Source organism: Paenibacillus sp. AK121 (assembly GCF_019042715.1).
In the GTDB taxonomy this organism is placed as follows: domain Bacteria; phylum Bacillota; class Bacilli; order Paenibacillales; family Paenibacillaceae; genus Paenibacillus; species Paenibacillus polymyxa_C.
Genome location: NZ_JAHPJM010000007.1, coordinates 243490 through 269037, shown reverse-complemented (window position 1 = coordinate 269037; position 25548 = coordinate 243490). Strand labels below are relative to the sequence as shown.

The following is a 25548-nucleotide window of genomic DNA, read 5'->3' as shown; positions in this document are numbered from 1 at the left end:
CTCCTTTCCGCGAAAATCAATCCCCATCAAAGGATGATTTTTCATTCATTTTAAATTGAATCAAAGTTACGATAAAAATGAAGATGCCGAGAATCATAGCCATCGCGGAGGCATATCCCATTTGCAGGTTTTTAAATGCCTTATCCCAAATATAGAAGACAATTGAGGCGGATGAATATTCCGGACCCCCTGTAGGTGTCATAATGTTCATTTCAGTAAAGATTTGCGAACCACCAATAATGTTGGTAACGACCAGGAAAAAGGTTACTGGTTTCACCATTGGCCATGTAATATTGCGGAACATTTGGAATCCGCTAGCCCCGTCCAGCTCTGCTGCTTCATAATAAGAGCGAGATACACTTTGCAGTGCAGCCAGATACAGCAACATTGTATATCCGAGACCTTTCCATACAGTCATGAGAATCAAGGCCGGTTTGACTGTATCCTTATCCATCAGCCAGTTAGGTCCTTTAATACCGAACAGTTCAAGGAATTGGTTCACCAAACCATAATCTCCGTTGTAAGCCCAGTTCCACATAATAGAAACAGCAGCCAACGAAGAAATGACCGGAATATAATAAATCACACGAAATGTCGTCGTACCTGGAATCTTGCGATTCAACCCCAGTGCCAGCAGTAAAGCTAGTACAAGACCGATTGGAATACCCAACATTAAGAAAAGAGTATTGTACATCGATTTGTAAAAGAGTTCATCGCTAAATAAATCCTTAAAATTGTCGAACCCAATAAAGTTCATTTGTCCTAATCCGTCCCAATCTGTAAAAGAGCCGTATAACGAATAGACAAACGGGAACAACGTAAAGATTAGCAGACCGAGAATAGGCGGAAGAATAAATAAGTATCCATATATCTTCTCTTTGCGGTAGAGATTAGATTTGGTTATCACAGGGCTCACCTCTGTTTCTGATTTGGAATGAAGATGATGTTAGCAGCATGATATTCAGCCACTAACATCATCCTTTTTTCCTCTATTTACGCATTATTTCTGTGATTTTTTCTCTTGCTCCACCGCTTTATCCAGCAGTTTCTGCATCTTCGGTTGTTCTTGTTTCACATAATCTGCTGCCGTAATTTTGCCATCCAGCACAGGTTGAATATCTGTGAAGAAAATATCGTACCATTCTGCGTTATACGTATAGTTACCTGGTAATGAGCGTCCATAGTCATTTACGATATCAATAAATTCCTGTTTGTTGTTAGGCTTTGTTTTTGTGTCTTTGGCCCATTCATCAGCCATATCCAGCAGGTTCGGAATTTGTACCTTGGCATCTACGAGCTGCTTCATGCCTTCTTTGGAAGTAGTCAGATAGTTAACCAGTTCTACAGCTTCATCCGGGTATTTTGTTTTAGAGGAAACACCGATACCCAGAGAACCAATCCATGTTGCCGGTTTGCCAGTCGATCCAGTTGGGAAAGGCAACAAATCATATTCGAATGGCAGTTTTTCAAATGTACTCATATCCCAAGGACCTACTGGGAAGAAAGCCATTTCGCCCTTCATCCAGCGTTGATATGTGTCCAATGTTTGTGATTGTTCAATACCAGGTGTAATTTTATATTTGTTTTGCATATCAGCAAAGAACTGAAGCGCTTCCGCAAATTTCGGATCATCAATTGTTACTTTGGTTTTGCTCTCATCCAGCCAATCAGCACCATTACTCCATACAAAGGCTTGCAATGCCCACTGAACGTTAAAGCCTGTTCCGTATTGATCTGGCTTGCCGTCACCGTTGGTATCTTTGGTCAGCTCTTGGTTAACCTTAATGAACTCATCCCATGTATATGGTTTGTCTTTGTCAGGCAATGGAACACCTGCTTTTTCAAACATGGTTTTGTTATAACCCAAAGCGAATGGACCCAAGTCCTTCGGCATACCGTAAATATTTCCCTGACCGGCCATTTTACCGTCATAGCGATACAAATCCACACCGTATTTCCAGATGTTATCCAGATTTATATCCTTGCTCTTATCAATATAAGGTGTCAGATCCTTCAACACCCCACTGTTAACATAAGCTTTCAAATCCCCAGGGGCAAAATAAAAGATATCTGGAAGATTATTACCTGTAATTGCAGCTCTAAGCTTTGTAGCATATTGATCTGCTGCCGTCACAACCATTTTAACCTTCACACCAGGATGTTCTTCTTCAAATTTTTTGATAACATCCTTATAAGCCTTCTGCTCATCCGTTCCTCCACGGAACATGAAAGTCAATTCCTTGCTTCCATCGCTACTGGAACTTCCTCCACTACAGCCTGCCAGTGCAGCAACCATTAACAACAGAACAACCATTGTTAGCGCAAAACCTTTTTTCTTTGTCAACGCGACCCCTCCTAAAATTAAAATGAAACCGCATACATTAAGTGTTAAATTAACTTCATACCACTCGGCCTAATCTTTAACTGTGCGGTACACAACCCGTTGTTGATTGCCGCTGTGATTATCATCCCTCTCATGTACCGTATAATTAACATTTACCTTTATCAATAATGAATTCGTTTACAAATAAAATATAGCACGCCATTCTACGGTTCGTCAATGCATTTTTCAATCTTTTTAAATAATTATAAAACATAGATTAGAGTAACTTAAAAAGTGAAATTAAATCGTATTTAAGTATTTTTATTAATAGAATCTAATTAAAAAAACTTAAATGCGATCTATTTTATAAAAAAGGCTTTATTTTAGAACGTGATTTCCTCTCTTCTTCTTTTAGTAAAAAAAATTTACATAAAAGCAGTTTACTTCTTTATGATTTTATTTTAACATAAATCAAAATAAAAATATAAGCGCTTACATCACACTTTTATAGATAAGGATGGGCTATAGCTATGATTTATATTAAGGATTTAATGTCAGGGTTAGATATTTTCAAAGCATTGGGCTCTGAAATCCGCATTCAAATTCTTGAATTACTTGCTGTTCAAGGACAAAGTATGAATGATATTGCGAGCAAACTGAATTTAAGTAACGGCACCATTACGATGCATATTCGCAAACTGGAAGAATGCGGACTTGTGGAAATCAATACCGTAAGCGGTAAACACGGGACCCGAAAAATGTGTTATTTAAATAAGGAAAAGCTAATGGTAGATCTGCGCAGCAGAGAACAAAAAAATGTGTATGAGGTAGAAATTCGCATCGGTCATTATAGTAACTACCAGGCAGTTCCTACTTGTGGATTAGTGACCAAAGACAGCATTATCGGCGATTTTGATGACCCACGCTATTTTGCAGATCCCGCGCGACTGGACTCTGAAATGATCTGGATGGCAGAAGGCTTTCTGGAATACCGCATTCCTAACTACTTGAAAGCGAATCAATCCTTTACCGAAATTCAATTTTCCGCAGAGCTGGGGTCAGAAGCACCGTGTTATTGTGAGGACTATCCGTCTGATATTTGTTTTCATGTAAATGGTATTGCCATCGGTCACTGGACGAGCCCAGGCGATTTTGGAGCTGTTCCGGGGGTCCTCAATCCCGATTGGTGGCCTCCACACTTGAATCAGTACGGCATGCTGAAGTTAATTCGCATCAATCAACATGGAAGCTTCATTGACGGGTGTCGTATATCAGAAGTCACAATAGACGATATCGGACTTGATTACAAAAGCGATATTACACTGCGTTTATCCGTATCCGATCAATCGCAAAACAAAGGAGGGCTCACTATTTTTGGTAAAAGATTCGGAAATTTCAGCCAAGATTTGCTTGTGCGCGTGCTTTATGATGTACACGAAGAAGATAACTCCAACTCCTAACTCGTCACAGATAAAAAGGCCGAAGTCTGTATTCATTGAATACAGGTCCTCGGCCTCAATCCTAATCCTCACGTAAAGAGATATAGATAAATAAATAAAAGATGACCGCCATCCCAAACACCAGCCAGCTAAAAGACAGTAAATGAAGCTTCTCCCCTGCATTTACTGCCCAGCTCCAAAGATCCGCAAAAAGCACCAGCGGTTGCAGCAACACATCCCAACTATTCCAGCGTGCAAATCTGCCTATATATACACCTATGCTGGCCAACCACAACATCACAAAGACTACAACCCATGCGAGCCACTCTGAACAAATCTTCCTCAACATACGGTGGATCATTAATACACAAAGAGATGTAAGAAAAAGACCAATTCCAGCGGCTGAAAAGAACGTAAATAAGATTAGCCAAAATTGAGTGTTCAACCAAAAACGCGTACCAGGGTTCACATCGTAAAAACGGAATGCATGTAGTAACTCGGTCACTAGATAAAGAGCATTCGGCAGAAAGAACAACCATACCCATGCGGCGAAAAATAAAAGAATATTTCTCACTTTTGCATATCGTAATTTGGATAAAGCCACCATTAACAATGAAATAAACACCGGAACCCAGGCCAGGAATATGTCCCAGTACAGAAATTGATATATCCTCGTCCCGCTTGTGGACTGTAGATACATAATGAGTCCGAAACAGCCCAATGTAGCTACAAGCATCACCCCCAACAAACCGGGCAGCTTGTAACCCTTCCTTCTTAACAGCAAACTTCCATCTACCTCCTGCCTAAAAACACGCATTTACGTCTTTTTAACTTTCCTATATAGCGCTTTCATATATAGAGAGGGCTTTTATTTATTCCACGTTTCGTATATCCTCGAACACATGGTTTGTTATTGTCAAAGCGTCAAAGGTAACATTACACCCCTCCCCTACTGGAGATTGTGCGACAACCCCAACTTTTAGCTGGCTGGGAACATTCATCCCAAAATATCTGGCCAGTTTCCAATGCTGACCATCCGATGAATAGTGAAAGGCAAAGCAATTTCCAGCTCGTGTTACTCGCAAATACGGATTAGAAGCATCCATCGCCCCCGATATACAATCATCGGATGTGTCCCGTGTAACCACACTTAGGATCGAGGGGGTATTCTCAAAGTATTCAAAGCACACTTTAGCCCAATGAGTATCATCAGCCATCACCATCAAGCATCCTGAGTCATAGGGCTGCTTCATATCGACACGAACCCTCGTCCATATTGTAAAATCTCCTTGAAGGGTGGTATGCAAAAAAGGAGCGGACGATTTGATAACGGCGCCGGACGGATCTCTAAAAAAATCTGCCTGTGAAGGTGCAGATACTTGTAAAGCCTTGGATTCATCGAAGCTCCATACAGTCGGTTCGTTGATCCAGCCCCATCCTTGAGGCAAAACCTTGTCGTTAAAGCCTTCAAATACATTCATATGGATACCATCCCTCTCTAGCCAATATAGTCTTAACACAGTGAATTTGGGGGTACAGTTCCCCTTGATACCACTATATACGTTATCTTCCAGTCGTCAATGATGATGCCCCTGTCTTTACAATTTATAAAAAAAGACTTGCCATTCTGAAATGTTGTGCTTATAATTACACCTAAATTGATACGGCAACAAATTTCAATGACGAGAACGAGTAAGCTATACAGCGGATTTGCAGAGAGTTGGGGCAGGTGAAAGCCAACATTCCGAGGGTAGCTGAACGCCATCTCTGAGAAGCGGGCTGAACCTGAAGTAAGCTCTGCCGCCTTTCCAGCGTTAACCGGAACACGTATTGATGGATACGTGAACAGAGTGTCATTTCCTATGGAATGAAACTAGGGTGGTAACACGGGTATAAACTCGTCCCTTTTACAGGGGCGGGTTTTTTTGTTTTTCAATAAGGAGGAATCAACATGACAAATGTATCGACAGCAGTATCTATAACTGATTTTTTGACTCCGGCTGTACGGGAAATGCCGCCTTCAGGTATCCGTCGGTTTTTTGAATATAGTGCAGGCAGAAAAGATATCGTATCGCTTGGTGTTGGTGAACCGGAGTTTGTAACTCCTCAACATGTGAGAAAGGCCTGTATCACAGCACTGGAAAATGGTAAAACCTCATACACACCCAATGCAGGTCTCCCTGAGCTTCGTGAGGAAATTGCCGGATATCTGGAGAGCAGCTTCAGCACATCCTATAACCCGGCAGATGAAATTATGGTCACTGTTGGCAGTAGTGAAGCGTTGGATTTGGCGCTACGCGCCCTCATCACAACACACGATGAAATACTCATACCAGCTCCCTGTTATATTTCGTATTCGCCTATTACGTTTTTGAACGGAGGACATACCGTAACGGTTGAAACGTCTGCTGACCAGCAGTTTAAGCTGACAGCTGAGGCGCTCAAATCCAAGCTGACTCCACGATCCAAAGTGCTTATTCTCTGTTATCCGAACAACCCGACTGGCGGGGTGATGACCTATGAGGATTGGCTACCCATTGCCCGTCTGGTTGAGGAGCATAATCTGATCGTCATATCGGACGAAATTTATGCTGAATTGACCTATGGACAGCAGCATGTAAGTTTCGCTTCTCTGCCAGGAATGAAAGAACGCACCCTGCTCATCAGCGGCTTTTCCAAAGCATTTGCCATGACAGGCTGGAGGGTCGGCTATGTATGCGGTCCGAAAGAGTTGATTTCAGCCATGCTGAAAATCCATCAATATACAGCCATGTGCGCGCCTATTATCGGGCAAATTGCCGCTATTGAATCCCTGCGCAACGGGCTGGAGGAAAAAGATCGTATGATGGAGTCCTACAATCAACGTAGAAAATGGTTCGTTGCTGCCCTCTGTCAGACAGGGCTTCCATGTCATGAACCAAATGGTGCCTTCTATGCTTTTCCCTCCATTATGCACACAGGGTTAAGCTCAGAACAGTTTGCCAAACGACTGTTGGAAGAACAAGGAGTTATAACGGTCCCGGGTTCCGCATTCGGCCCAGGCGGCGAAGGTTTTATCCGCTGCTCGTATGCATCATCACGTGAACAGCTGGAAACGGCTCTGGAACGCATCAGCGTATTCCTGAAACGCCTGTAAACCGATTTTCCATCGCATGAACTGAACATGAGCATAAGGTGAACATTTACTTCAGCAGCTTCTGAATAAGCTTTTTCTGGTGTGCTGGCAAGCCTTCCGGCCATTCCCCTATGCGGCAGTAACAAATGTCGGAGATTTCAGCGCTTGGTCGAAAGGTACCCGGGATAACCCGGCCTGTAAAAATAAGATCCACGCGGTTCGGCAACTGGCCAAACTGGGCTTGCGCCAATGAGGTGATCTCTACCTCCAGCCCGGTTTCTTCCCGGACTTCGCGCCGCAGGGCAATTTCCGGCTGCTCTAGCTCCATCCAGCCGCCGGGAATCCCCCACGGCTGCTTCCGGTATACGTGCTTTAATAGCAGCACTTCCCCGGCCTCATTCGTGAAAATGCCCAGCACAGCAATTAAAAATTTATGTTGTGCCCGGTACACCAAAGCATTTTTCAATCGAGTAAACGGCGTATGCTTATACATGAATACAAGCCAATCCCGCGGGATCTTATTTACCAGCTTAGCCAGCATAACACACCTCCAGTTGAGCACTCTTACATCAACTCATTCGTTGGATTAAGGTAAATGAGGAGCTTAAGTATGTATACTAAAAAATTAATCTTTAGGTGACTGTAGCTTACGGCTATATAACTGAGCATTTTCCGCATCAAAACAAACAAAAATAATCTCATTCAACCCAGCATGTTCCTGTACAAAACATGTCACTTCCTGTATAGCAATCTCGGCCGCCTTTTCTTTTGGGAATCGGTAGATGCCTGTGCTGATATTGGGAAAAGCAATACTGCGTGCATTCAGTTCTAGAGCCAATTGCAGTGTATGACGGTAGCATGTCGCCAATAGTTCTTCTTCCTGATGGTCGCCACCATTCCAGACTGGGCCAACCGTATGAACAACATATTGGGCATCCAGCTTGCCAGCCGTCGTATAAACCGCGCCTCCTACCGGACATCCCCCTTGTTTGTTTCTGATACGGACACAATCCTCCAATATAGCCGGACCACCAGCTCTATGAATCGCACCATCTACACCACCGCCACCCAGCAAGCTTGTATTTGCTGCATTGACGATAATATCCGCCTTACAACGGGTAATATCCCCTTGCACCACACGTATGATCACGTTAAATCGTTCAATTTGGGTATCCATTGATCCTCCTTCTCTTCTAAAAACCAGCTTTGTTATATAGTCATCTTATAGTCTCTACAAGCGATTTCTAATATATCGTCATAGGTTTTCAACAGAAAGTGTCTTAGATTTTTCCCCCGTGCACTAGCTATTGTCGCTAATAATGGCGTATCTGTAAGCTCGTCAAAACTGCTACCTTGCGCATACTTCTGCTCAGACATGTCTAGAGCCACATCCAGTTCAATCATATTAAAGTAATAGACTCCTGTAAATATGAGCTCATAGGGTACAAAATCGTCTACTGCTTCCGGCGCTAAACTCCCATTAATCTCTCCCTTCAAAACCAGCTCTTTTTGTACATAATTCATATGAACCTGATCCAAATAGACCGCATCCCGTCCATGCAATTCACCAAGCGGTGTTTGAATAGCTTTTATGTGTGGCATCCAAGTGTTCTCCTGTCCTAAATTATTTTCCATCCAGCAACATAAGGGCGGTCGCAACCGCATGATCCACAAAAGAACGCGCTGGGCGTGACTTCATCATCACAGTTATCCCGATTAACAAAGAGACTAAAGTATGTGCCAAAGCTCGTGCATCCATAGTCACCTCAAGCTCCCCAGATTGAATACCACGTTCGAGGGTCGCCTGAAAGACAGCAGAAAGATACATCTGATGTTCTCTGGTTAAAATTTCAAACCTCTCATCATGAGGGGCTAACTCTACCATTGTATTGATGCAAAAACATCCCTTGTTAGACTCCTTCTCGTACTCTTCCGCCACCACTCCCCCAAAAAAATTGTAAAATGCTTCTTTTACAGATGAACTATTTTGCAGTTTAGCCCTTACACAAGCTGCATGAGATTGCGTATATTTACGCAGCGCAGCTTCGAATAATTGCTTTTTATCCCCATAGGCAGCATATATGCTGGGGCGTTGTATTCCCATACGCGAGGTTAAATCGCTTAAAGACGTGGCCTCGAAACCCTTTTCCCAAAAAACTTGCATCGCTGCATCCAACGCTTGATCTTCATCAAATTCTCGTGGTCGAACCATACTTATCCCCTTATTTTCGTATCGTTCAGTATATTAAGATTGTATGATTTCCAGAAGCGGCTGTCAAATATATACGGGTTAAACTCTTGACAAATCTTATGGATGAGAGTTACATTAACCTAAAATCATTACATACTGATCGGTATATTATACTGATCAGTATGTAAATCACAGAAAGCGACGTGGTATGTGAAAATGAAGACGTCAGAAGAAAACGTTCTCCTCCTCTCCCATCAAACGATAGCAAACACTGCCGAAATAGCCCCCGTTCCGGTTCTGTCCCGGTCTGTGGCACTCTTGTTTGCTATAGCCTGCGGGCTGGCTGTCGCTAACATTTACTATGCACAGCCATTACTGGATGCGCTGGCGCACGAGTTTGGCATTACACACTCATCAGTCGGTATCGTTATTACCGTCACGCAAATTTGTTATGCGTTAGGACTGCTGCTGCTCGTCCCGCTTGGCGATCTCTTGAACAGACGGCGATTGATCACAGGACAAATGCTGCTATCTGTGCTGGCATTAATCCTGGTTAGCTTTGCTCCTACCCGTACAATACTGCTTATGGGAATGGCAATGGTTGGACTGCTGGCTGTCGTGACTCAAACACTCGTGGCATTCGCCTCGACCTTGGCTAATCCGACTGAACGCGGGCAGGTCGTAGGGCTGGTAACCAGCGGAGTCGTTATCGGCATTTTACTCGCACGAACCGTTGCTGGTGTATTAACTGATCTGGCAGGCTGGCGTTCAGTTTACCTTATTTCTGCTGTACTTACGCTGTTTATGGCTGTGGCTCTATTGCGAGTGCTCCCAAAGAACGAACCCACAAGCGCCACACTTTCCTATGCGCAGCTACTTCGCTCGGTTATCACACTGTTCGTCCAAGAACGAATTCTGCGTATTCGTGCTGTCCTTGCGCTGCTCATTTTCACAGCGTTCAGCATACTGTGGACTTCGCTTGTATTACCTCTCAGTGCCCCCCCATTTTCTCTTTCACACACTGCAATTGGGGCCTTCGGCTTGGCTGGAGTCGCCGGAGCATTAGCAGCAGCACAAGCAGGACGGCTTGCCGATCAAGGCTTGGGACAACGAACGACAGGTATCGCACTAGTTGTATTGCTGCTGTCCTGGCTACCTATAGGCTACACCGAGCATTCTCTATTCGCTTTAACTCTTGGTGTCATTCTTTTGGACTTGGCCGTACAGGCTGTACATGTCACAAACCAGAGCTTGATTTTTAACGTTCGCCCTGAAGCACGGAGCCGACTTACCGCAGGCTACATGATATTTTATTCCATCGGTAGCGCCACTGGAGCCATTACCTCCACTCACATGTATACCTATGCTGGGTGGAATGGAGTTTGTCTATTGGGGGCTGGTGTCAGTGCTCTAGCTCTCATTTTTTGGGCGGTGACTCGACGTTCAACTTGATGGTAAACCCATATGGTTTGGATCAACGAAAAACCGCCTGGGCCTCAATAACGGCCTAGGGCGGTTCTCTTCTATCACTGTAGATCATCACTTAATTGCAATATAAATCAAAACGGGTTCATCTGGATTGCCATACACTTCAAAATCACCTGTGTAGGTCCGCTCCCCTTGTCCCGTGGCAGCCCATGCCCAAATTGTCTGCCATACACGGAAGACAGAAGAAGGTTCATGGGTTGCCTGAAAAATAGCATAGCGTGCAGCCGGAATTACAAGTTCTTCAAGCTCGTCAGGAGTTTGGAAGTCCTCAGCCGCTTCCTTTCCAATAAAAAATGTATACTCGCCCAGAGCTCCATTTTCATAGTCAGTATAGCAACCATAGATGGAAGCAAGTCCTTCATGACCCCTGATCCGACCTGCCACATTCTCACCTACAAAACGCTCCCACATGCCTGGAATGATCCCGTGAGGTGTTTGTTCCTTCTGATTGTTTGTGCGTGCTTTTAGACCAATTAAATGGATTTCACCTCGGTACTCCTCCCGAATGGGTCCATCAAATGGAAGCTCTGTATTCTCTAAAGACCGCCACCTCTTCAAATGCGGTAGGTAATTACGCAGCATCGAAGTCGCTTCTTCTGCCTGCATACCCTCTTCTACCAGGATCGGCACACACTGCTGGATCATTCCCTCCATCGTCAAGTCAGGCTGTACAAATGCACCTTCCTTGTAACAATACTTGCAATACTCATCTGTTTTATGATGTTGTGCATCCGTTCCATATTGATCCTCATTCTCCAGCGGCATCCCGCAACTTTGACAAGCTTTATCCATTCTCGTAAATCCCCTTTCGCTAACTCATATCTGGTATGCCACCAGTATAACGAAACAAACCTGACAACTATGGGTCAGGTTCGTTTTACTTTAATCTAAGATTTACTCTATAATTCCTAGCCTTCTTCATAATTAGACGCAATACGCAACGCCATCTTATGAATCTTGTCTCGCAAATGAGCCGGTTCTTTGACAACCACATCCGGCCCGAGGCTTAAAATGAACCCGTACACCCACGCATCCTCGGGAAACGGGACCGAAACTGTGTAAATTCCTTCCTCCTGCTCGTTCAATGCTTCCACACCAAACCAGTCCTCCCCCAGATGTCTTGAGTTGCGGTTAAATTGTAGCGTAAACGGTTGTACATCCCTGGATGCCGTCATCCGTCCCTCATTCCACGGCAGCACTTCATCAGAAAGATCCCTGCGGGTGAAAGCCGTCTCTGTAACTACAGGCTCACTCATACGAGAAAGCTTGAACAACCGAAACTGCCCCCTGTCAGGACAATACGCATACACAAACCATTGTTGCCCTTTCAGCACAAGCGTATGTGGTTCCACATTCCGCTTCGTTCGGGTTCCTTCCGCATTTCGATAGATAAAAGCAACCGTACGCGCTTGACTCATTGCCTCTTTTACCTTTATTAATTTAGCTTCCTGGACAGACTGATTTCCCCATCCCGAATGATCGACGATAAACTGTGTGGTACGGACACTAAATTGCTCTTTTTCAGACTCTGGTATAATGCTTTCAAATTTATGAAGTAACCGGGATACGTTGGGACCGCCCAACGACGAGGACAAACTCTGTAGGCCCATCACAATGTCCTTGATATCATGATCCGTCAGCATACTGCGATCCAGACGATATCCTTCCATCAGCCCAATCCCCCCACCTGCTCCCTGAAAAGTTACTACTGGGATACCAGCCAGACTAATCGCTTCAATATCTCTATAAATCGTCCGAATTGAAACCTCATACAAATCAGCGAGTTCCTTTGCTTGTATTCTATTTCTTTTCAGCAGCAAAATGACGATAGAAAGCAATCGATCGATTTTCATTTTTTCAAAACCTTTCACCCTTAATAAAAATAAGCCAGGAGTTCCTCATCATATCCCTGACCGTGATATTCCAAAGCGTTCTTTTCAATACCATAAGTTTTGAATCCCAATTTTCTATAAAGCTCAACAGCTGCTTGATTGGCAGCCACCACACTCAAATTGATTTGTTTTAATCCTTCCACTTTTCTACCTCGACTGATAACTTCCAATAAAAGTTTCTTAGCGATCCCCTGGCCTCGGTAAATCGGTGGTACATACACTCCCCAAATCGTTCCTTTATGTCGTGTCTTAATTTTGTGTTCTCTTCTAAACCCGGTCATGCCAGCCAGCTGATGATCCTTTGTAAATGCACCAAGTATGTAATGATCTCTCTTATTTTGTATTTGCTTCACTATATCAAATAACGAAACTTGTACAGCTTCCTCATAAGAGGTTCCAAAAGCTTCGGGATTCATTTTTAGGGCTTCCAGTCTTAAATTCCAATACGCTTCAGCGTCTGCTGGCTCTATGTTCCTGATGATAATCATGGCTTCATCCCTCCAAATGTTTTCCTCCATCTTACTCTATCTATTATTTAAATTAAATCTATGATGCCTAAATTAAAATAGCCTCAGATGCTAGATCCAGCCGGATATAGCATCTGAGGCTTCAATACTCATTACATATTATGACTCATAGCGTTTCAGCACAATGACCGCATTATGACCACCGAAGCCGAAAGAATTAGATAACCCAATATCTAGCGAAGCCTTGCGCGCTTCGTGAGGCACATAATCCAGATCACAAACAGGGTCTGGATTATCCAGATGCATCGTTGGCGGAATGATACCTTCTCGAAGGCTTTGAACAAGCGCAATCGCTTCGACACCGCCTGCGGCTCCTAGCATATGACCTAGCATGGACTTATTCGCGGTTACCGGAATCTGATAGGCATAGTCACCAAACAGCTTGTGAATCGCCAAGGTTTCAGCGATATCCCCTACAGCCGTACTCGTTGCGTGAGCACTGATCACGTCCACTTCTTCAGGGGAGATTCGAGCCGAATGAAGGGCCGCTTTCATTGCTAGATAAGCTCCGGTTCCTTCAGGATGCGGTGCAACCATATGATAGGCATCCGAACTCGCTCCATAACCGATGACCTCACCATAGATTTCTGCACCACGCCGGGTAGCGTGCTCCAGCGACTCCAGCACCAAGATGCCTGCTCCTTCGCTCATGACAAAACCGTCCCGATTCTTGTCAAACGGCCGACTTGCTGTGGAAGGCTCCTCGTTACGTGTCGACAAGGCAGTTGCATTAGCGAAACTTGCCAAAGCCAATCGAGACACCGCCGCTTCAGCTCCACCGGCAAAAATGACATCCGCATCTCCTGTACGAATGGTTCGAAATGCCTCTCCAATTGCAGTGTTCCCAATTGAACAAGCCGTTACAGGTGAAAGCGTAGGACCCATTGCTCCAAACGCGATACTAATTTGGGCAGCAGCCATATTCGAGATCATCATAGGTACCAGCGTCGGGCTAACTCTGCCCGGACCACGATGTAGCAGCACGTCCACATTGTCTACCAACGTATCCAAACCGCCAACTCCTGATCCCACATATACACCTACACGCTCCAGATCAGTGCGATCTAGTTCCAGGCCAGAATCCTTGAGCGCTTGCTCTGCCGCATATAATGCAAACTGAGTAAATCGATCCATTCGTCTGGCATCCTTACGCCCCCACTGTTTTTCTGCATCAAAATCCTGTACCAGTCCAGCAATTTGTGCTTTTAAATCGGACACATCAAATGAATTAATTTTACGTATACCTGAATGGCCCTCCAGCAAATTGTTCCATAGCGTGTCTACTTCATTACCCAATGGCGAAACGACACCCATACCTGTTATCACTACTCTTTGCATAAGCTATTCATTCCTCCTGCTCGATGGCTTACTTATAATCCTCATTTTACCCCCGTCTTATCCTATTACAAGTGTTTGTTTATCCTGGTATAATGAACACTACTATAGTAAGCGCCTGATTTAATTACTTCAGATACACTCATTGAATGGAGAGAAAATACCTATGAAAACGGAAGCACGTCTGGAAGCACTATCTGTTTTTCTGAAAACAAAAAGGGCCCGCCTACACCCGCATATGGTTGGTCTTCCCCCAGGGTCACGTCGCAGAACACCAGGTTTACGTAGAGAAGAAGTCGCTCAGCTAGCAGGTGTCAGTACAACCTGGTATACCTGGCTGGAGCAGGGTCGGGATATTAAAGTATCCGCCTCCGTGTTGGATGCTATTGCCGCTGCCCTGCAGTTGAACACGGATGAGCGTAAATATTTGTACGATTTAGCGCTGGAAGCCGGGTCTCATAACCTTCCTGCTTCTGCAGAGCAGGCGATCATATCTCCATCTCTGCAAAAGATCGTACAAGAGTTGCACTACTGTCCTGCTATTATTTCAGATCGGCGCTGCCATATTGTCGGCTGGAACGAAGCTGCTGCTCATGTTTTTATGGATTTTGCCGAGCTACCACATGAGCAACGCAATATGATCGAACTGCTATTTACCAAAAAGGAGTTTAAAAGTCTGGCCGTGAATTGGGAGCACTTTGTAAAGGGGTTTCTTGCTATATTCCGCGCTTATTACGGGCAATACGTGACAGACCCCTGGTATGCTCAATTTATACAAAATATGAGCGAGGCCTACCCAGAGTTTAACGAGCTTTGGAATCAGAGTGAGGTAAGCTCCGCTCCCGAAGTGCTCATTGAATTTCGTCATGCCAAGGCTGGCAAAATGTTATTTGACCTGACTTCCCTTCAGGTACAAGGCAGTGTCGATCTCCGTTGCAGCATTTACACCCCTAATGGGCAAACTTCTACGGAAAGTAAACTCCAAAAGTTAATGGAAGGCAACTAAAGGATTTCATCCCTCCTGTTATGAAGATATCTTTTTCCGTCCATACTACATCTACGATCTGTGCAAAATAGATGCCATATATGTGACAGAGCCGATAGCTTCAACTGTGCTACTACCAGGAGGGAGGGAATCATCATGAAAGCCAAACCGACAAGTTCCCAGCACACACAAAACCAAGCACCATTGCCTGTTCCGGTACAATTTGACCGCAGCTGGCAGGACGAGCTGGACCAACGCCTGCACAAGGGAGGCCCCTGGGGAGATTGGGATCTGTATCAGCTGGCCATCGAGGCGGAAAAGGCCAAGCTGGTGCCGAGCTTTGATGAGCTTCAATGTCTTCAGCATTTGCAAGACCTCACTCCTCTGCCCCATCAACTCGATACCGCTCGGAAGGTACTGTTTGAGATGTCTGGACGTGCCATTCTTGCCGATGAAGTCGGCCTAGGCAAAACAATTGAAGCTGGAATGATCCTTAAGGAATATCTGGTTCGCGGGCTGGCTTCCAAAGTGCTTATTCTTGTACCCGCTTCTTTGGTCCTGCAATGGGTGCGTGAGCTGAATAGCAAATTCGGCATTCCCGCAGTCGCCCAGAAAAAAGCGTATTCTTGGTCTTCCGAGGTCGTCGTAGCCTCTATGGATACGGCCAAAAGAGAGCCACATAGTAACATCCTGCTAGATACCGATTATGACCTGCTCATTATTGACGAGGCTCATAAGCTGAAGAATAAAAAAACATCCAACTACCAGTTCATTATGAAGTTGCGTAAAAAATATTGTTTGCTCCTGACAGCTACACCTGTACAGAACGATCTATCTGAGCTGTTTAATCTGATTACGTTACTCAAGCCCGGTCAATTAGGAAGACAAGGCGATTTTTCAGCAAACTTTGTTGTAGATAAACGTCTGCCCAAAAATGAAGACCAGCTCAAGGATGAGCTGTCTAAAGTCATGATCCGCAATCGTCGTGGAGAAGGGCCAGTTCAATTCACTAAACGAAATGTTTCCAACATTCACTTGGAGCTCTCGCCAGAAGAGCAAGCGCTGTACGATGGGGTGACCTCTTTTGTCAAAGAGCAATATCAAGCGAATGGCGGAAATTTAAGCAGCATGCTGTCTCTCGTTACCCTTCAACGGGAAGTGTGCAGTAGCCGGGACGCTGTGTTCGTCACGCTGGTCAATTTGTCCAAAAAGATGGCTCCAGACTCTCCTCTACGTGATCGTGTCTGGGACTTGGTCGCACACATTAAAGCGATCAAGGCCAATTCCAAAGCTGAAAAAGCGCTTGAGCTTATCCGGAAGATGAACGAAAAAGTGATTATTTTTACAGAATATCGGGCCACACAGGAGTATTTGCTAAACTATTTCCGTGATCGCGGACTGTCTGCTGTTCCTTACCGAGGGGGTATGAACCGAGGGCGCAAGGATTGGATGATGGATCTGTTCCGTGGTCGCATTCAGGTTATGATTGCCACTGAAGCAGGTGGTGAAGGTATTAACCTGCAATTTTGTCACCACATGATTAACTTCGATTTACCGTGGAACCCCATGCGCGTGGAACAGCGGATTGGACGGGTGCATCGACTTGGACAGAAGCATGATGTGAATATCTTCAACCTGTCCACTACCGGAACGATTGAGGAGCATATCCTGCACCTGCTGCATGAAAAGATTAATATGTTTGAAATGGTCATTGGCGGATTGGACGTTATTCTGGAAAAGTTCGAGAAAAAAGAATCCATTGAAAAAAGTTTATATAAAATCATGCTTGAGTCCAGCAGTGATGATGAAATTCGCAGAAAAATGCAAAAGTTAGGCCACTCGCTGGATTCCATCAAACAAGAAATAGAACAAATCCGCACAGACCCGTCAGTCACTCCAAATGTAGCAACCGATAAGTCAGCTGGAACAAAGCAGCCTAAGGGACGGCTAACAGGAGTAAGCTCAAGTGTCACCGAGGATTTGTTAGGCTTAGCAGGTGATGCATCTTCTCCAACCAAAGCTCGACGCAGTGTGAAAGGAGGTCGCTAGCGTTGACTATGAATGCACAGCAAGTCCAGCGTTTTGTCCACACCTATCTGGAAGCTACCGGGTGCAGCATCATTGAGAGGTCTCCCCACCATGTAACTGTCAAGCTTTCTCCAGAGGCAGATAAAGCCTTGACAAATCGTCCCTACTATTGGGGATACGTAGAGCGTACTGGCGTTCCAGCGCAGACGATGTCCTTCACATTCATCTTTGATGGGGAAGCCTATCGGACAGAACAGGAACGTTTAGCGGATCAGACGCCACCAGCTCCTGTAGCTGGCAACGCAGCACAAGATCAGGTCATGGGGCGTTACTTCGGTCATGTACCGACGTTACCGCAATTAGGGCCTGGTCGCATTATGCAGGAGGAGCTTCGATACGGAAGCCGTCGGCTGCATCAAATTTTTGAAGCCGCTCGGGATGGAGGAAAATATGTTTATTTGTTCGAGCAGCCGGATGCCCGTCAATTGTCTGCCCGTTCTCCTGTAGTCTATGAAGCTTGGCTCAGCGTCTGCTACAAGATTGAGTTTGCCTGCGATCTGAAGCGTGAGGAACTTCAGTGGCTAGGGATTTCACTCAAAAGCGGCACTATTGTAGCCAATTTTGGCGCTATGCTCGAAACTCGGCAGCTCAGCCCACTACTGGCAGGCAATATGCATGTACAGCCAGCACTGCTATCTGTCCCTGAGGCTTCCACCTCGCTTGAAAACTATCTCACCGAACAGCTCCGACAGCAAGATTATGGTTGGGCTGAGCAGGCGAAGGAACGATTGCGCGAGGAACTAGAGGTCATAGACCACTACTACGATGACCTAATCAAGGAACAGAAAGAGGAAGAGGATAAAAAAGAATCCGTATTAGAGCAGCATCAAGCCCGTCGTAAAGAAATGGTATGGCAATATGAGCCAAAGGTACTCGTATCCGCCATTAACTGCGGCATATTTCACCTGCGGTAACTGATATCTCACGCTCCTTCGCAGGTTGGTTGCAGACATGTCGTCAAGTTGTAACATCTTGCTTCAGCCTACATCAGTTTCTGCTGCTGCAAACACAAGCGTAGTCTAACCTGTCTCCTATGTATCGACAGCAAAAAGCGAACCTGGATACGACATTTGCGCCGACAGGGTGCAGCAGTCTTTTCATCGGACAGGCTGTATGCTAGTTAAAAAAGAATGCCTCCGTCGGCAAGTCATCCGACAGAAAGGTGGATTCCATTGAAGAAAAATCATTCCGGGCATTATAGCGTAGGTATGATCGCAGCTGTACTGATCGGCCTGTCCGCAGTCTGTCCGTTCGCTTCCATTCATGCGGCTCCCTCAGCCGTTCAAGAAAGCAATTTAAGCTCAGCACCCAACTACAACGAAAGCTCGTGGGTTCCTCCAATGGAATCCATGAGTCCTGCTACTCCTTCTGCCTCCCCGGGTGACGTTTCATCAAAGCTTCCTGCTCAGCAACAAGGGGTGCCTGAAGACGTGAAACGGACAGCAGCCGACACCGTACAATCCCTATCGTCGCAACCCCCTTTTGCTTCGTGGAAAGACGCCGAGCTCAGCTACCATCCGCTTGGACCTGGAACCCATAGCTGGCTTGTTCAAGTGAACCATGCAGGAGAATACATTGGCTACCTGATTATCGGATCTGACCCAGACGGCGCTTATCAACTCAATGAATACGGGAATGGTCCAGGCGGACCATATAGTATGGATATACTTCGCCAATCCCTCAAGTTGCTCACAGAAACCGAATTTTCTTCTATCGACAAGCTGCAAATTACACCTATGTATGAGGAACCACTTTTAGCCTATTGGCTGGTGCGTTCCTCTACGGGTAGCCAAATATGTATTGATGCTGTTACTGGCGATCCGCTACCTGTAGAAGTAGCAGATGGGGGCTGGAAACATAAGCTTCAGAACAACGCGATCTCTTCACCTACACCCTTTTCGAAAACGCAGGCACAAACAGTTACTATCTCGTCCGATCCTTTCAATCCCTATGATGATCTGGGTTGGCTTCAAGCTAAGCAAAAACTTTCCATTTATGACACAGGTCAATTTATGGACGCGCTAAGTAATTCACCACGTATGATTTTTTCTGCCACAAGTATCAATTTTGCCTTTGGGGGACCCTTATCCATTAGCGGGTTTCAAGCTTGGATATCTCCAGATCATCCGTCCGAACCCATTTTATATGCATTAACCTACCACGATGGACTTTCCCGATTTGTGCCACTAAAACAGCTGTTGCCTCATGGTCAATTTTACCGTTTGGAATCCTAGTAATTTCAGGAACAACAAAAATCATTCGAAATTATCCCCTATAACAACATAAAAAGAGACCTCAAATGGCATACCCCTGCCTCTTGTGGTCTCTTTGGCGTGTTTAACGTTGCTCTTTTCGCCCTCTGCGTGTGGATTTTATCCACATTTTCAGAGCGAGAGGCAACATGCCAAACCATTTGCTCACCCATGGCTCCTTGGCTTGTTTTTGGCTACGTCGAACCTCACGCGGCGTTTCCATATAACGTACAATCCGCTGTGTAATATACGTCACCAGTTCGTCACTCTTCGCCATCCTCCATGACCTCCTCCATCTGCACCTATCATTTCCAATCACTGTGCCTTGGAAATATCAAATTACACGTTAGGTTCAGATACCACTAGCTTGCACAGTTTTCAGGAGCTCTAATCCCTGCGGAATAACTATGCATGGTTTCCCTTAAATGGAACATACTATCTTCAATATAACAGTTCCCCCAAGGTTTATTTTTATATTTGAAGGCAGCTACGCTGCTTAAGGTTTGATGTCTGTTATGCATAGTTTCCAGGTAAACAATCAATTCGTCCATTGGAGGAATAGAACGTGTTGAATAAAAAGTTAAACAAGATATGGCTGATCGGGCTGGGGTTAAATTTTTGCATCCTTTGTAGCGCTGTATTTGCCCCATTTGCTTATGCAACTACTCAGCCTGGCGAGAAAAGCACCGACACAAACAAGCATACAGAAACCTCGTTTAACCGCTCCTATCACGCTTTTGCCAAGCCCGTGGTCCTGATTGATGTAGGTCATGGCGGTGTGGATGGTGGAACAAGTCACAAAGGACTTCTGGAAAAAGATATCAATCTCGCCATTGCTCAAAAACTGTACTTGATCTTACGTTCCCAGAGTTACCCTGCTGTCTTGAATAGGGACAAGGACTACGCACTGAGTGATGATAACCGTTGGTTGCAGTCCAAATCCCGGCATCTTAAAGACCTCGCCCAACGTAAAAGCTTGACAGAACAACTGCCCACTGCTGTGGTTGTAAGCCTGCATGTCAATTGGGCCAAACGTGCCGAAAAACGTGGACCCATTGTACTGTATCAAGATGAAGGCAGCAGCTATACGTTAGCTGAGCAGATCCAGCATTCATTAAACCGCTTATTTTGCATGAATAGACAAACCATGTACGGAAAACCCTTTTATCTTCTGAATAAAATTCAACATCCCGCTGTAATAGTCGAAACGGGGTTTATCAGCAACGAACAAGACAGAGCCCTACTTTCTGGGGATCGCGGCCAAAAAAGGATTGCTGAAGCTATTGCCGAAGGCATTATTGCCCATCTGACGGCGTGGTAGTATTCGTGGCTGGATCTCCTGTCCACCCCCATACATCACGCACTAGATCGCTAATGCCTACAAACTGAGCATGTTCCTTTAATTTAGGAACCGATGAATGAAGCCCTGAGGAGGTATACATGCCGGACACGCCAACATGTCCAATCGTTACACAGGTGTTGTGCTCTGCCAACCATTCAACCACTTTGCTAAGTTGCCGATTCACATGAGCGAGTGTATGAACATCATCCAAAAAAACATCATTTCGCACCGGTGGCATTCCCTTTTTAGCGGCAAGTTCAGGCACCACTGACCAATAATTAGTTCGGCTATCAACAAAAAATAGTCCATGTTCCTTACAAACATCAAGAACGATGGACATAATGCGCTTGTCTGAGGTGACCTTGGAGCCCATATGGTTGTTCATTCCTATGGCATAAGGAACATCCTTGATAGCTGCGGTCACCTTGGCGCGTACTTCTTCATCCGTCATATTAGCCTTGATTGCTCCAGGTCCAAGCCATTCAGGCTTGCCCTGCTTGGGCTCCATTGGAAGATGGACGATAACATCATGACCACGATTATGCGCTTCCATAGCGTCCTGTTTGGTTGTTGGCAGGAAGGGCATTACAGCAACGGTGATTTTGACAGGTAAATTTAAAATCTCCTTGGTACCTTTCATGTTGTTTCCTAGATCATCAATAATGACAGCAACCCTCTTTTGCTGCTGGTTCTGTTGGTCTATTGCTTCGGCAACAGCAGTTTTACAGACTATAAATAACATACAGACTGAAATACAAAGCACTGCGATGAATTGCATTCTAGATCTTGCATGGTGTACAAGCGCATAAGACGAATTCTTCCGGTTGCGTGATGCCTTTAAAGCCTTTTTTATTATATTTCTCATGTGCAGCTTCCGTCGTGTACTCATTTGCGGGTCAGCCTCCTTCTCTGTCCCTTCATTGTGTGAGTAAAACCGTTTAAATATGTATAAGGCAGATCTGAGATATAACCTCTGATCTGCCTTGAAGTGCGCATAATAACGTATATTAAAGCTGCTTACCAGTTTTTATCGATAAATTCATCACGACCGGATTGGGCTCGATCTTCCTTATAATGCTTCACATTCTTCTTGTGATAATCCTGATGATAATCCTCTGCCGGATAAAAAATTGCAGCCGGAAGAATCTCCGTTACAATTGGCTTATCAAAGCGTCCGCTTTGTACCAACTGTTCCTTGGATTGTTGTGCAAGCTCTCGTTGCTGCTCCGTATGATAAAAAATTGCAGGCTTATATTGTGTGCCTCGGTCCTGAAATTGACCTTCTCCGTCGGTAGGATCTGTTTGCGGCCAATACAATTCAAGTAGCTTTTCATAAGGAAACAGCTCAGGATCAAACGTAATCTGCACCACCTCATAGTGCCCGGTTGTTCCTGTTTTAACCTGTTCGTAGGTCGGATCGGAAATCGTCCCTCCAGTATAGCCTGAGACAATACTATGAATGCCTGGCTGCTCCTCGAACGGAGTCACCATACACCAGAAGCATCCGCCTGCAAAAGTTGCTTTCTCCATCTTTCATCCAACCTTTCAATAGCTTCATCATCAAATGCGTTATTTTCTATCATATCTTAAAAATTAAACTTATAAAAGAATTGCTTATGAACTTGAATAAAGTTCAAGCCCTCGTATTGGAATCATTGCTGGAAGTCTGCAATAATTCCGAAACATAAGAAAAGGTTTATAAAATTGCTACAATAGCAATTCTATAAACCTTTTCTAAATGGATGCGGTCGAGAGGACTCGAACCTCCACGGGGGGTTAGCCCACACGGACCTGAACCGTGCGCGTCTGCCAATTCCGCCACGACCGCATATATATTTGTCGTCTATCTCGAAAGAACCAATCTTTCTTAGCGACAAGATAGATCATACCATGCTCAAATAAAGTTGTCAAATCTTTTGTTTTTCTTTATTTCTTCTTGATAAAAAAGGAATAATACGATAATATAAGAACATAAGTTCTTGGGAACAAAAGTTCCTTTACTTCCATGACTATGAATTATCATCACATTTCCCTAAGGCGGTGAATGGTAATGATCTCTTCAGATACTACTCAGCATTCATGCTCTCTTGTGAAAAGTTATCTGCTCCTTACCTTTATTCAAAAAGTATTTGAGCGTGACAGCCTAATTCTTGAAGAAAGCGGCGTTCTGAAAACCCCTGATCTTTATGTTGAAATGGTTAACGCAGGAATAGATCGTACCGGAATCCTGCTATCTGAAATTAAACATGAATTTAAGAAGTATCACGTTCGTGTTCTAGACATACAACAAAACCACTCCGGCGTTCACGCCACCTATATATATAAAGGCGTTAAAGAGCAGTTCAGTATGCCTATGTCCGCATTCCGCAAAGAAATGTATGAACGAATGCGAGCTTATTTGGGGCTCCCTACCTCTATGCCTCATACGGCGTCTCTACCTTTGCCAGAGAAATATCGCCCCGAATTACCCAATAACTCAACCCCCAAACCCCTACGCGTTGTTGGGCGAAGCTGGATTGCATCCTCTTCTGCCTATAAGCATAAATCCCCTCGCCCTGCTGCTTTTGCTGCAAGCAAAAGAGCATAATCCCCGCACTACATGCAAAAAGAAGCTTCCGCAGGCACTAACTGTGCTCGGAAGCTTCTCTCCATAAACATCACTATCATTTGTTCAGATCAATCTATTTCCCCTATTTTGAGTATGGGTTATCTGTATGGATGATTCGTTTTAATGTAGCGCCTTCTGTACACGTGTAACCCCTTGACTTAGAGCATGTCCTCCACCAACTGCAGCAGCTACAGCAACGGCTTCCATAATCTCCTGATCACTGGCTCCTTTGGAACGCGCCTCATTCACATGATAAAACGTGCACACCTCATTGTTGGCAAATAAGCCAATTCCTAGCGCAATCAGTTGCTTGGTTTTTTCATCTAAACTGCCGGCTTGAAAGCATTCTCCGGTAAAGCGATGATAGGCATGAACTACCTCGGGCAACTTATCTTCCAAATGGCTGATTTGATCCTTGTATGCATGTACTTTTTCGTCCATAACCGTCATTAACACAGCACGCCCTCTCTGTTGAGTTTTGCTTCATTACTGTGTCCGGTTTAGAGTTTCTGTATGCCTAATGAAGCACCCAGTTTTTTATCCAATCCCCATTAGAACTCGTTTCTTAATCCAGTTCTATCGGATTGTGACGCGGCTCGCTGAACGGCTGGTATGTATAGCTGCGATCCAACTTGACCACACGTCGATTCTGGCGGCGAATAAGCACCTGTTCATCATCCCATGCCAGTACAATGCCAACCACATCATTGGACTCCAATCCATCGCGTACGACGCGTACCTTTTCACCAGAAAGTCGATAAGCATCCAATTCTTCGTCCATTATCATCCATGTCCCCTCCTTGTCCATTTTTTCAACACAACGCCATAATTTTATATACATGAAAAAAGTTTAAAAAGAGACCTAAACGAATCATTTAGGTCTCTTCCGCTTACTACTTATATGGATTGCCAACAGAGCAACAAATTATCCCGACTGATTTACACTGTGATCATGTTCTTTTGTATCGTTCTTCTCGTACCAGAAGTCCAGCACTTGTGCAGACAACACTCGCTGTTCTACATACTCCACTTGGTGAGCAGTAAATTCTTCTTTCCAAGAGAAAGACAATTCTTCGCATAGGTTAACCAATGTCAACAACTCAGACCAGGCCACATAGCGTTTATACCAAAAAAACTGAGGATGTTCAATCATATAGGGATACAAATCGTCGAATTCCGTATGCTTACAATCCAAGGCGCGTTCAAAATGCACTTTAGCCGCTGCCAGTTTTTCCAGAAAAAACTGTTCGGTCAATTGTTCATTCCCCATGTTGCTGCCTCCTCTCCCAAACCTTATATATATTATAAGCGAAATTGATGCTCATGCAAAGGTTATTATTAGAAATAAGGATCCGGAGTTTCGAATTGTTACTATTCAGCAAACTCTATCTTACCGTCAGCCAACGACGAAATTTTAACCAATGATTCTACACGGATGCCCTGCTCACGGATGGTTCTCGCTCCAGCCTGAAACATTTTTTCAACCGCAACTCCGAATCCAATCAACTCCGCTCCAGAGCGTTGAATAATTTTAACCATGCCTCGAGCCGCATCGCCATTAGCGATAATATCATCAATGAACAACACACGATCATGCTCATGAATAAATTGACGAGACAGCATAATATCTGTGACAATACCTTTTGTAAACGAAGGTACACGCTCACACAGCGCATCCGGATCAGCTAATAAAGTCTTTTTACGACGAGCAAATACCAACGGTACACCCAACTCCAACGCTGTCGCAAACCCGATGGCAATGCCTGAGGATTCCACGGTCACTACTCTGGTGATTTTGTCTTCCCGAAAACGGGCTGCGAACTCTCGTCCCATTTCCATTGTCAGCTCTGGATCAACCTGATGATTAAGCAATCCATCCAGCTTTAGCACCTGATCTGACGCAATCACGCCTTCATTTAAAATTCGTTTCTTTAATACTTCCATTCCATGACCTCCCACGGCA

Annotated in this window: 28 protein-coding genes, 1 tRNA gene and 1 other annotated feature; of the genes, 9 read left to right on the top strand and 20 right to left on the bottom strand. The window is 44.8% G+C overall.

Translation table 11 applies throughout. The features are described from left to right. Nucleotides 1–16 precede the first annotated feature (16 nt). A complete protein-coding gene (locus KSP24_RS15435) occupies nt 17–907 on the bottom strand; it encodes a carbohydrate ABC transporter permease (protein ID WP_013370548.1) in 891 nt (296 codons plus the stop codon). A 93-nt stretch (nt 908–1000) separates the two neighbouring features. Further along, nucleotides 1001–2344, bottom strand: coding sequence for an ABC transporter substrate-binding protein (locus KSP24_RS15430; protein WP_013370547.1), 1344 nt, complete (start codon nt 2342–2344; stop codon nt 1001–1003). Nucleotides 2345–2853: 509 nt separating this feature from the next. On the opposite strand from KSP24_RS15430, the gene KSP24_RS15425 reads away from it, so the two are divergent. Then, nucleotides 2854–3783 carry an ArsR/SmtB family transcription factor gene (locus KSP24_RS15425; RefSeq protein WP_013370546.1) on the top strand — a complete coding sequence of 310 codons (930 nt, stop codon included), beginning with the start codon at nt 2854–2856 and terminating at the stop codon, nt 3781–3783. Nucleotides 3784–3844: 61 nt separating this feature from the next. Here the strand turns inward: KSP24_RS15425 and KSP24_RS15420 are convergent, their stop codons facing one another. Both KSP24_RS15420 and KSP24_RS15415 read right to left on the bottom strand, forming a co-directional pair. After that, nucleotides 3845–4546, bottom strand: a complete 702-nt coding sequence (locus KSP24_RS15420) for a DUF1361 domain-containing protein (protein WP_064963162.1) — start codon at nt 4544–4546, stop codon at nt 3845–3847. 88 nt (nt 4547–4634) lie between these two features. Beyond that, nucleotides 4635–5243 carry a DUF1349 domain-containing protein gene (locus KSP24_RS15415; protein ID WP_040101632.1) on the bottom strand — a complete coding sequence of 203 codons (609 nt, stop codon included), beginning with the start codon at nt 5241–5243 and terminating at the stop codon, nt 4635–4637. 189 nt (nt 5244–5432) lie between these two features. Further along, nucleotides 5433–5671 (top strand) — a binding site (T-box leader). A 42-nt stretch (nt 5672–5713) separates the two neighbouring features. Between KSP24_RS15415 and KSP24_RS15410 the strand changes: the two genes are divergently transcribed. Continuing rightward, nucleotides 5714–6898 (top strand): aminotransferase class I/II-fold pyridoxal phosphate-dependent enzyme, encoded by a 1185-nt coding sequence (locus tag KSP24_RS15410; RefSeq protein ID WP_216975650.1) that lies wholly within the window; start codon nt 5714–5716, stop codon nt 6896–6898. Between the two features lie 46 nt (nt 6899–6944). On the opposite strand, the gene KSP24_RS15405 is transcribed toward KSP24_RS15410, so the two are convergent. From KSP24_RS15405 to KSP24_RS15390, 4 genes are all read right to left on the bottom strand, one after another. Next, nucleotides 6945–7418, bottom strand: a complete 474-nt coding sequence (locus KSP24_RS15405) for an NUDIX hydrolase (protein ID WP_216975647.1) — start codon at nt 7416–7418, stop codon at nt 6945–6947. A gap of 84 nt (nt 7419–7502) precedes the next feature. Further along, nucleotides 7503–8054: an O-acetyl-ADP-ribose deacetylase gene (locus KSP24_RS15400; RefSeq protein ID WP_216975645.1), complete on the bottom strand. Its 552-nt coding sequence runs from the start codon at nt 8052–8054 to the stop codon at nt 7503–7505. 32 nt (nt 8055–8086) lie between these two features. Continuing rightward, on the bottom strand, nt 8087–8479 hold the full coding sequence (locus KSP24_RS15395; RefSeq protein WP_216975643.1) for a hypothetical protein: 393 nt from the start codon (nt 8477–8479) through the stop codon (nt 8087–8089). Nucleotides 8480–8501: 22 nt separating this feature from the next. Beyond that, on the bottom strand, nt 8502–9089 hold the full coding sequence (locus KSP24_RS15390) for a TetR/AcrR family transcriptional regulator (protein ID WP_216975641.1): 588 nt from the start codon (nt 9087–9089) through the stop codon (nt 8502–8504). Between the two features lie 195 nt (nt 9090–9284). Here KSP24_RS15390 and KSP24_RS15385 point away from each other — a divergent pair, with 195 nt between their 5' ends. Continuing rightward, nucleotides 9285–10520: an MFS transporter gene (locus KSP24_RS15385; protein ID WP_064963166.1), complete on the top strand. Its 1236-nt coding sequence runs from the start codon at nt 9285–9287 to the stop codon at nt 10518–10520. An 87-nt stretch (nt 10521–10607) separates the two neighbouring features. Here the strand turns inward: KSP24_RS15385 and KSP24_RS15380 are convergent, their stop codons facing one another. The 4 genes from KSP24_RS15380 to fabF form a co-directional block, all read right to left on the bottom strand. Next, the gene (locus KSP24_RS15380; RefSeq protein WP_064963167.1) at nt 10608–11348 is read right to left on the bottom strand and encodes a zinc ribbon domain-containing protein; all 741 of its coding nucleotides are present in this window, start codon (nt 11346–11348) and stop codon (nt 10608–10610) included. Between the two features lie 116 nt (nt 11349–11464). Further along, nucleotides 11465–12409: a helix-turn-helix transcriptional regulator gene (locus tag KSP24_RS15375; protein ID WP_025676920.1), complete on the bottom strand. Its 945-nt coding sequence runs from the start codon at nt 12407–12409 to the stop codon at nt 11465–11467. A 20-nt stretch (nt 12410–12429) separates the two neighbouring features. After that, nucleotides 12430–12936: a GNAT family N-acetyltransferase gene (locus KSP24_RS15370; protein ID WP_013370535.1), complete on the bottom strand. Its 507-nt coding sequence runs from the start codon at nt 12934–12936 to the stop codon at nt 12430–12432. A gap of 138 nt (nt 12937–13074) precedes the next feature. Next, entirely contained in the window at nt 13075–14313 is a 1239-nt protein-coding gene (gene fabF / locus KSP24_RS15365) for a beta-ketoacyl-ACP synthase II (protein ID WP_025676922.1), read from the bottom strand. 163 nt (nt 14314–14476) lie between these two features. Here fabF and KSP24_RS15360 point away from each other — a divergent pair, with 163 nt between their 5' ends. From KSP24_RS15360 to KSP24_RS15345, 4 genes are all read left to right on the top strand, one after another. Further along, nucleotides 14477–15316: a helix-turn-helix transcriptional regulator gene (locus KSP24_RS15360; protein WP_129549063.1), complete on the top strand. Its 840-nt coding sequence runs from the start codon at nt 14477–14479 to the stop codon at nt 15314–15316. Nucleotides 15317–15451: 135 nt separating this feature from the next. Then, nucleotides 15452–17344 carry a DEAD/DEAH box helicase gene (locus tag KSP24_RS15355; protein WP_040101642.1) on the top strand — a complete coding sequence of 631 codons (1893 nt, stop codon included), beginning with the start codon at nt 15452–15454 and terminating at the stop codon, nt 17342–17344. A 2-nt stretch (nt 17345–17346) separates the two neighbouring features. Continuing rightward, nucleotides 17347–18297, top strand: a complete 951-nt coding sequence (locus tag KSP24_RS15350; protein WP_040101643.1) for a YqhG family protein — start codon at nt 17347–17349, stop codon at nt 18295–18297. Between the two features lie 258 nt (nt 18298–18555). Next, complete coding sequence (locus KSP24_RS15345; RefSeq protein WP_013370530.1) at nt 18556–19617, top strand: hypothetical protein; 1062 nt, start codon at nt 18556–18558, stop codon at nt 19615–19617. A gap of 103 nt (nt 19618–19720) precedes the next feature. Here KSP24_RS15345 and KSP24_RS15340 read toward each other — a convergent pair whose 3' ends face one another. Continuing rightward, a complete protein-coding gene (locus KSP24_RS15340) occupies nt 19721–19912 on the bottom strand; it encodes a YqzE family protein (protein WP_040101644.1) in 192 nt (63 codons plus the stop codon). Between the two features lie 288 nt (nt 19913–20200). Between KSP24_RS15340 and KSP24_RS15335 the strand changes: the two genes are divergently transcribed. Next, complete coding sequence (locus tag KSP24_RS15335) at nt 20201–20956, top strand: N-acetylmuramoyl-L-alanine amidase (RefSeq protein ID WP_216975639.1); 756 nt, start codon at nt 20201–20203, stop codon at nt 20954–20956. Here the strand turns inward: KSP24_RS15335 and KSP24_RS15330 are convergent. From KSP24_RS15330 to KSP24_RS15320, 3 genes are all read right to left on the bottom strand, one after another. Beyond that, nucleotides 20931–21866 carry a divergent polysaccharide deacetylase family protein gene (locus tag KSP24_RS15330; protein WP_058829411.1) on the bottom strand — a complete coding sequence of 312 codons (936 nt, stop codon included), beginning with the start codon at nt 21864–21866 and terminating at the stop codon, nt 20931–20933. The genes KSP24_RS15335 and KSP24_RS15330 overlap by 26 nt on opposite strands. A 128-nt stretch (nt 21867–21994) precedes the next feature. Next, nucleotides 21995–22507: a peptide-methionine (S)-S-oxide reductase MsrA gene (msrA, locus tag KSP24_RS15325; RefSeq protein ID WP_216975637.1), complete on the bottom strand. Its 513-nt coding sequence runs from the start codon at nt 22505–22507 to the stop codon at nt 21995–21997. Between the two features lie 213 nt (nt 22508–22720). Then, a tRNA-Leu gene (locus KSP24_RS15320) sits at nt 22721–22805 on the bottom strand. Between the two features lie 222 nt (nt 22806–23027). Here KSP24_RS15320 and KSP24_RS15315 point away from each other — a divergent pair. Further along, complete coding sequence (locus KSP24_RS15315) at nt 23028–23564, top strand: YhjD family protein (RefSeq protein ID WP_040101647.1); 537 nt, start codon at nt 23028–23030, stop codon at nt 23562–23564. Between the two features lie 141 nt (nt 23565–23705). Here KSP24_RS15315 and KSP24_RS15310 read toward each other — a convergent pair whose 3' ends face one another. From KSP24_RS15310 to KSP24_RS15295, 4 genes are all read right to left on the bottom strand, one after another. Continuing rightward, complete coding sequence (locus tag KSP24_RS15310; protein WP_013370522.1) at nt 23706–24035, bottom strand: carboxymuconolactone decarboxylase family protein; 330 nt, start codon at nt 24033–24035, stop codon at nt 23706–23708. A gap of 115 nt (nt 24036–24150) precedes the next feature. Continuing rightward, nucleotides 24151–24372 carry a hypothetical protein gene (locus tag KSP24_RS15305; protein ID WP_014599639.1) on the bottom strand — a complete coding sequence of 74 codons (222 nt, stop codon included), beginning with the start codon at nt 24370–24372 and terminating at the stop codon, nt 24151–24153. 138 nt (nt 24373–24510) lie between these two features. Then, complete coding sequence (locus tag KSP24_RS15300) at nt 24511–24855, bottom strand: hypothetical protein (protein WP_013370520.1); 345 nt, start codon at nt 24853–24855, stop codon at nt 24511–24513. A gap of 101 nt (nt 24856–24956) precedes the next feature. Beyond that, entirely contained in the window at nt 24957–25529 is a 573-nt protein-coding gene (locus tag KSP24_RS15295; protein WP_040101648.1) for a xanthine phosphoribosyltransferase, read from the bottom strand. Between the last annotated feature and the right edge of the window lie 19 nt (nt 25530–25548).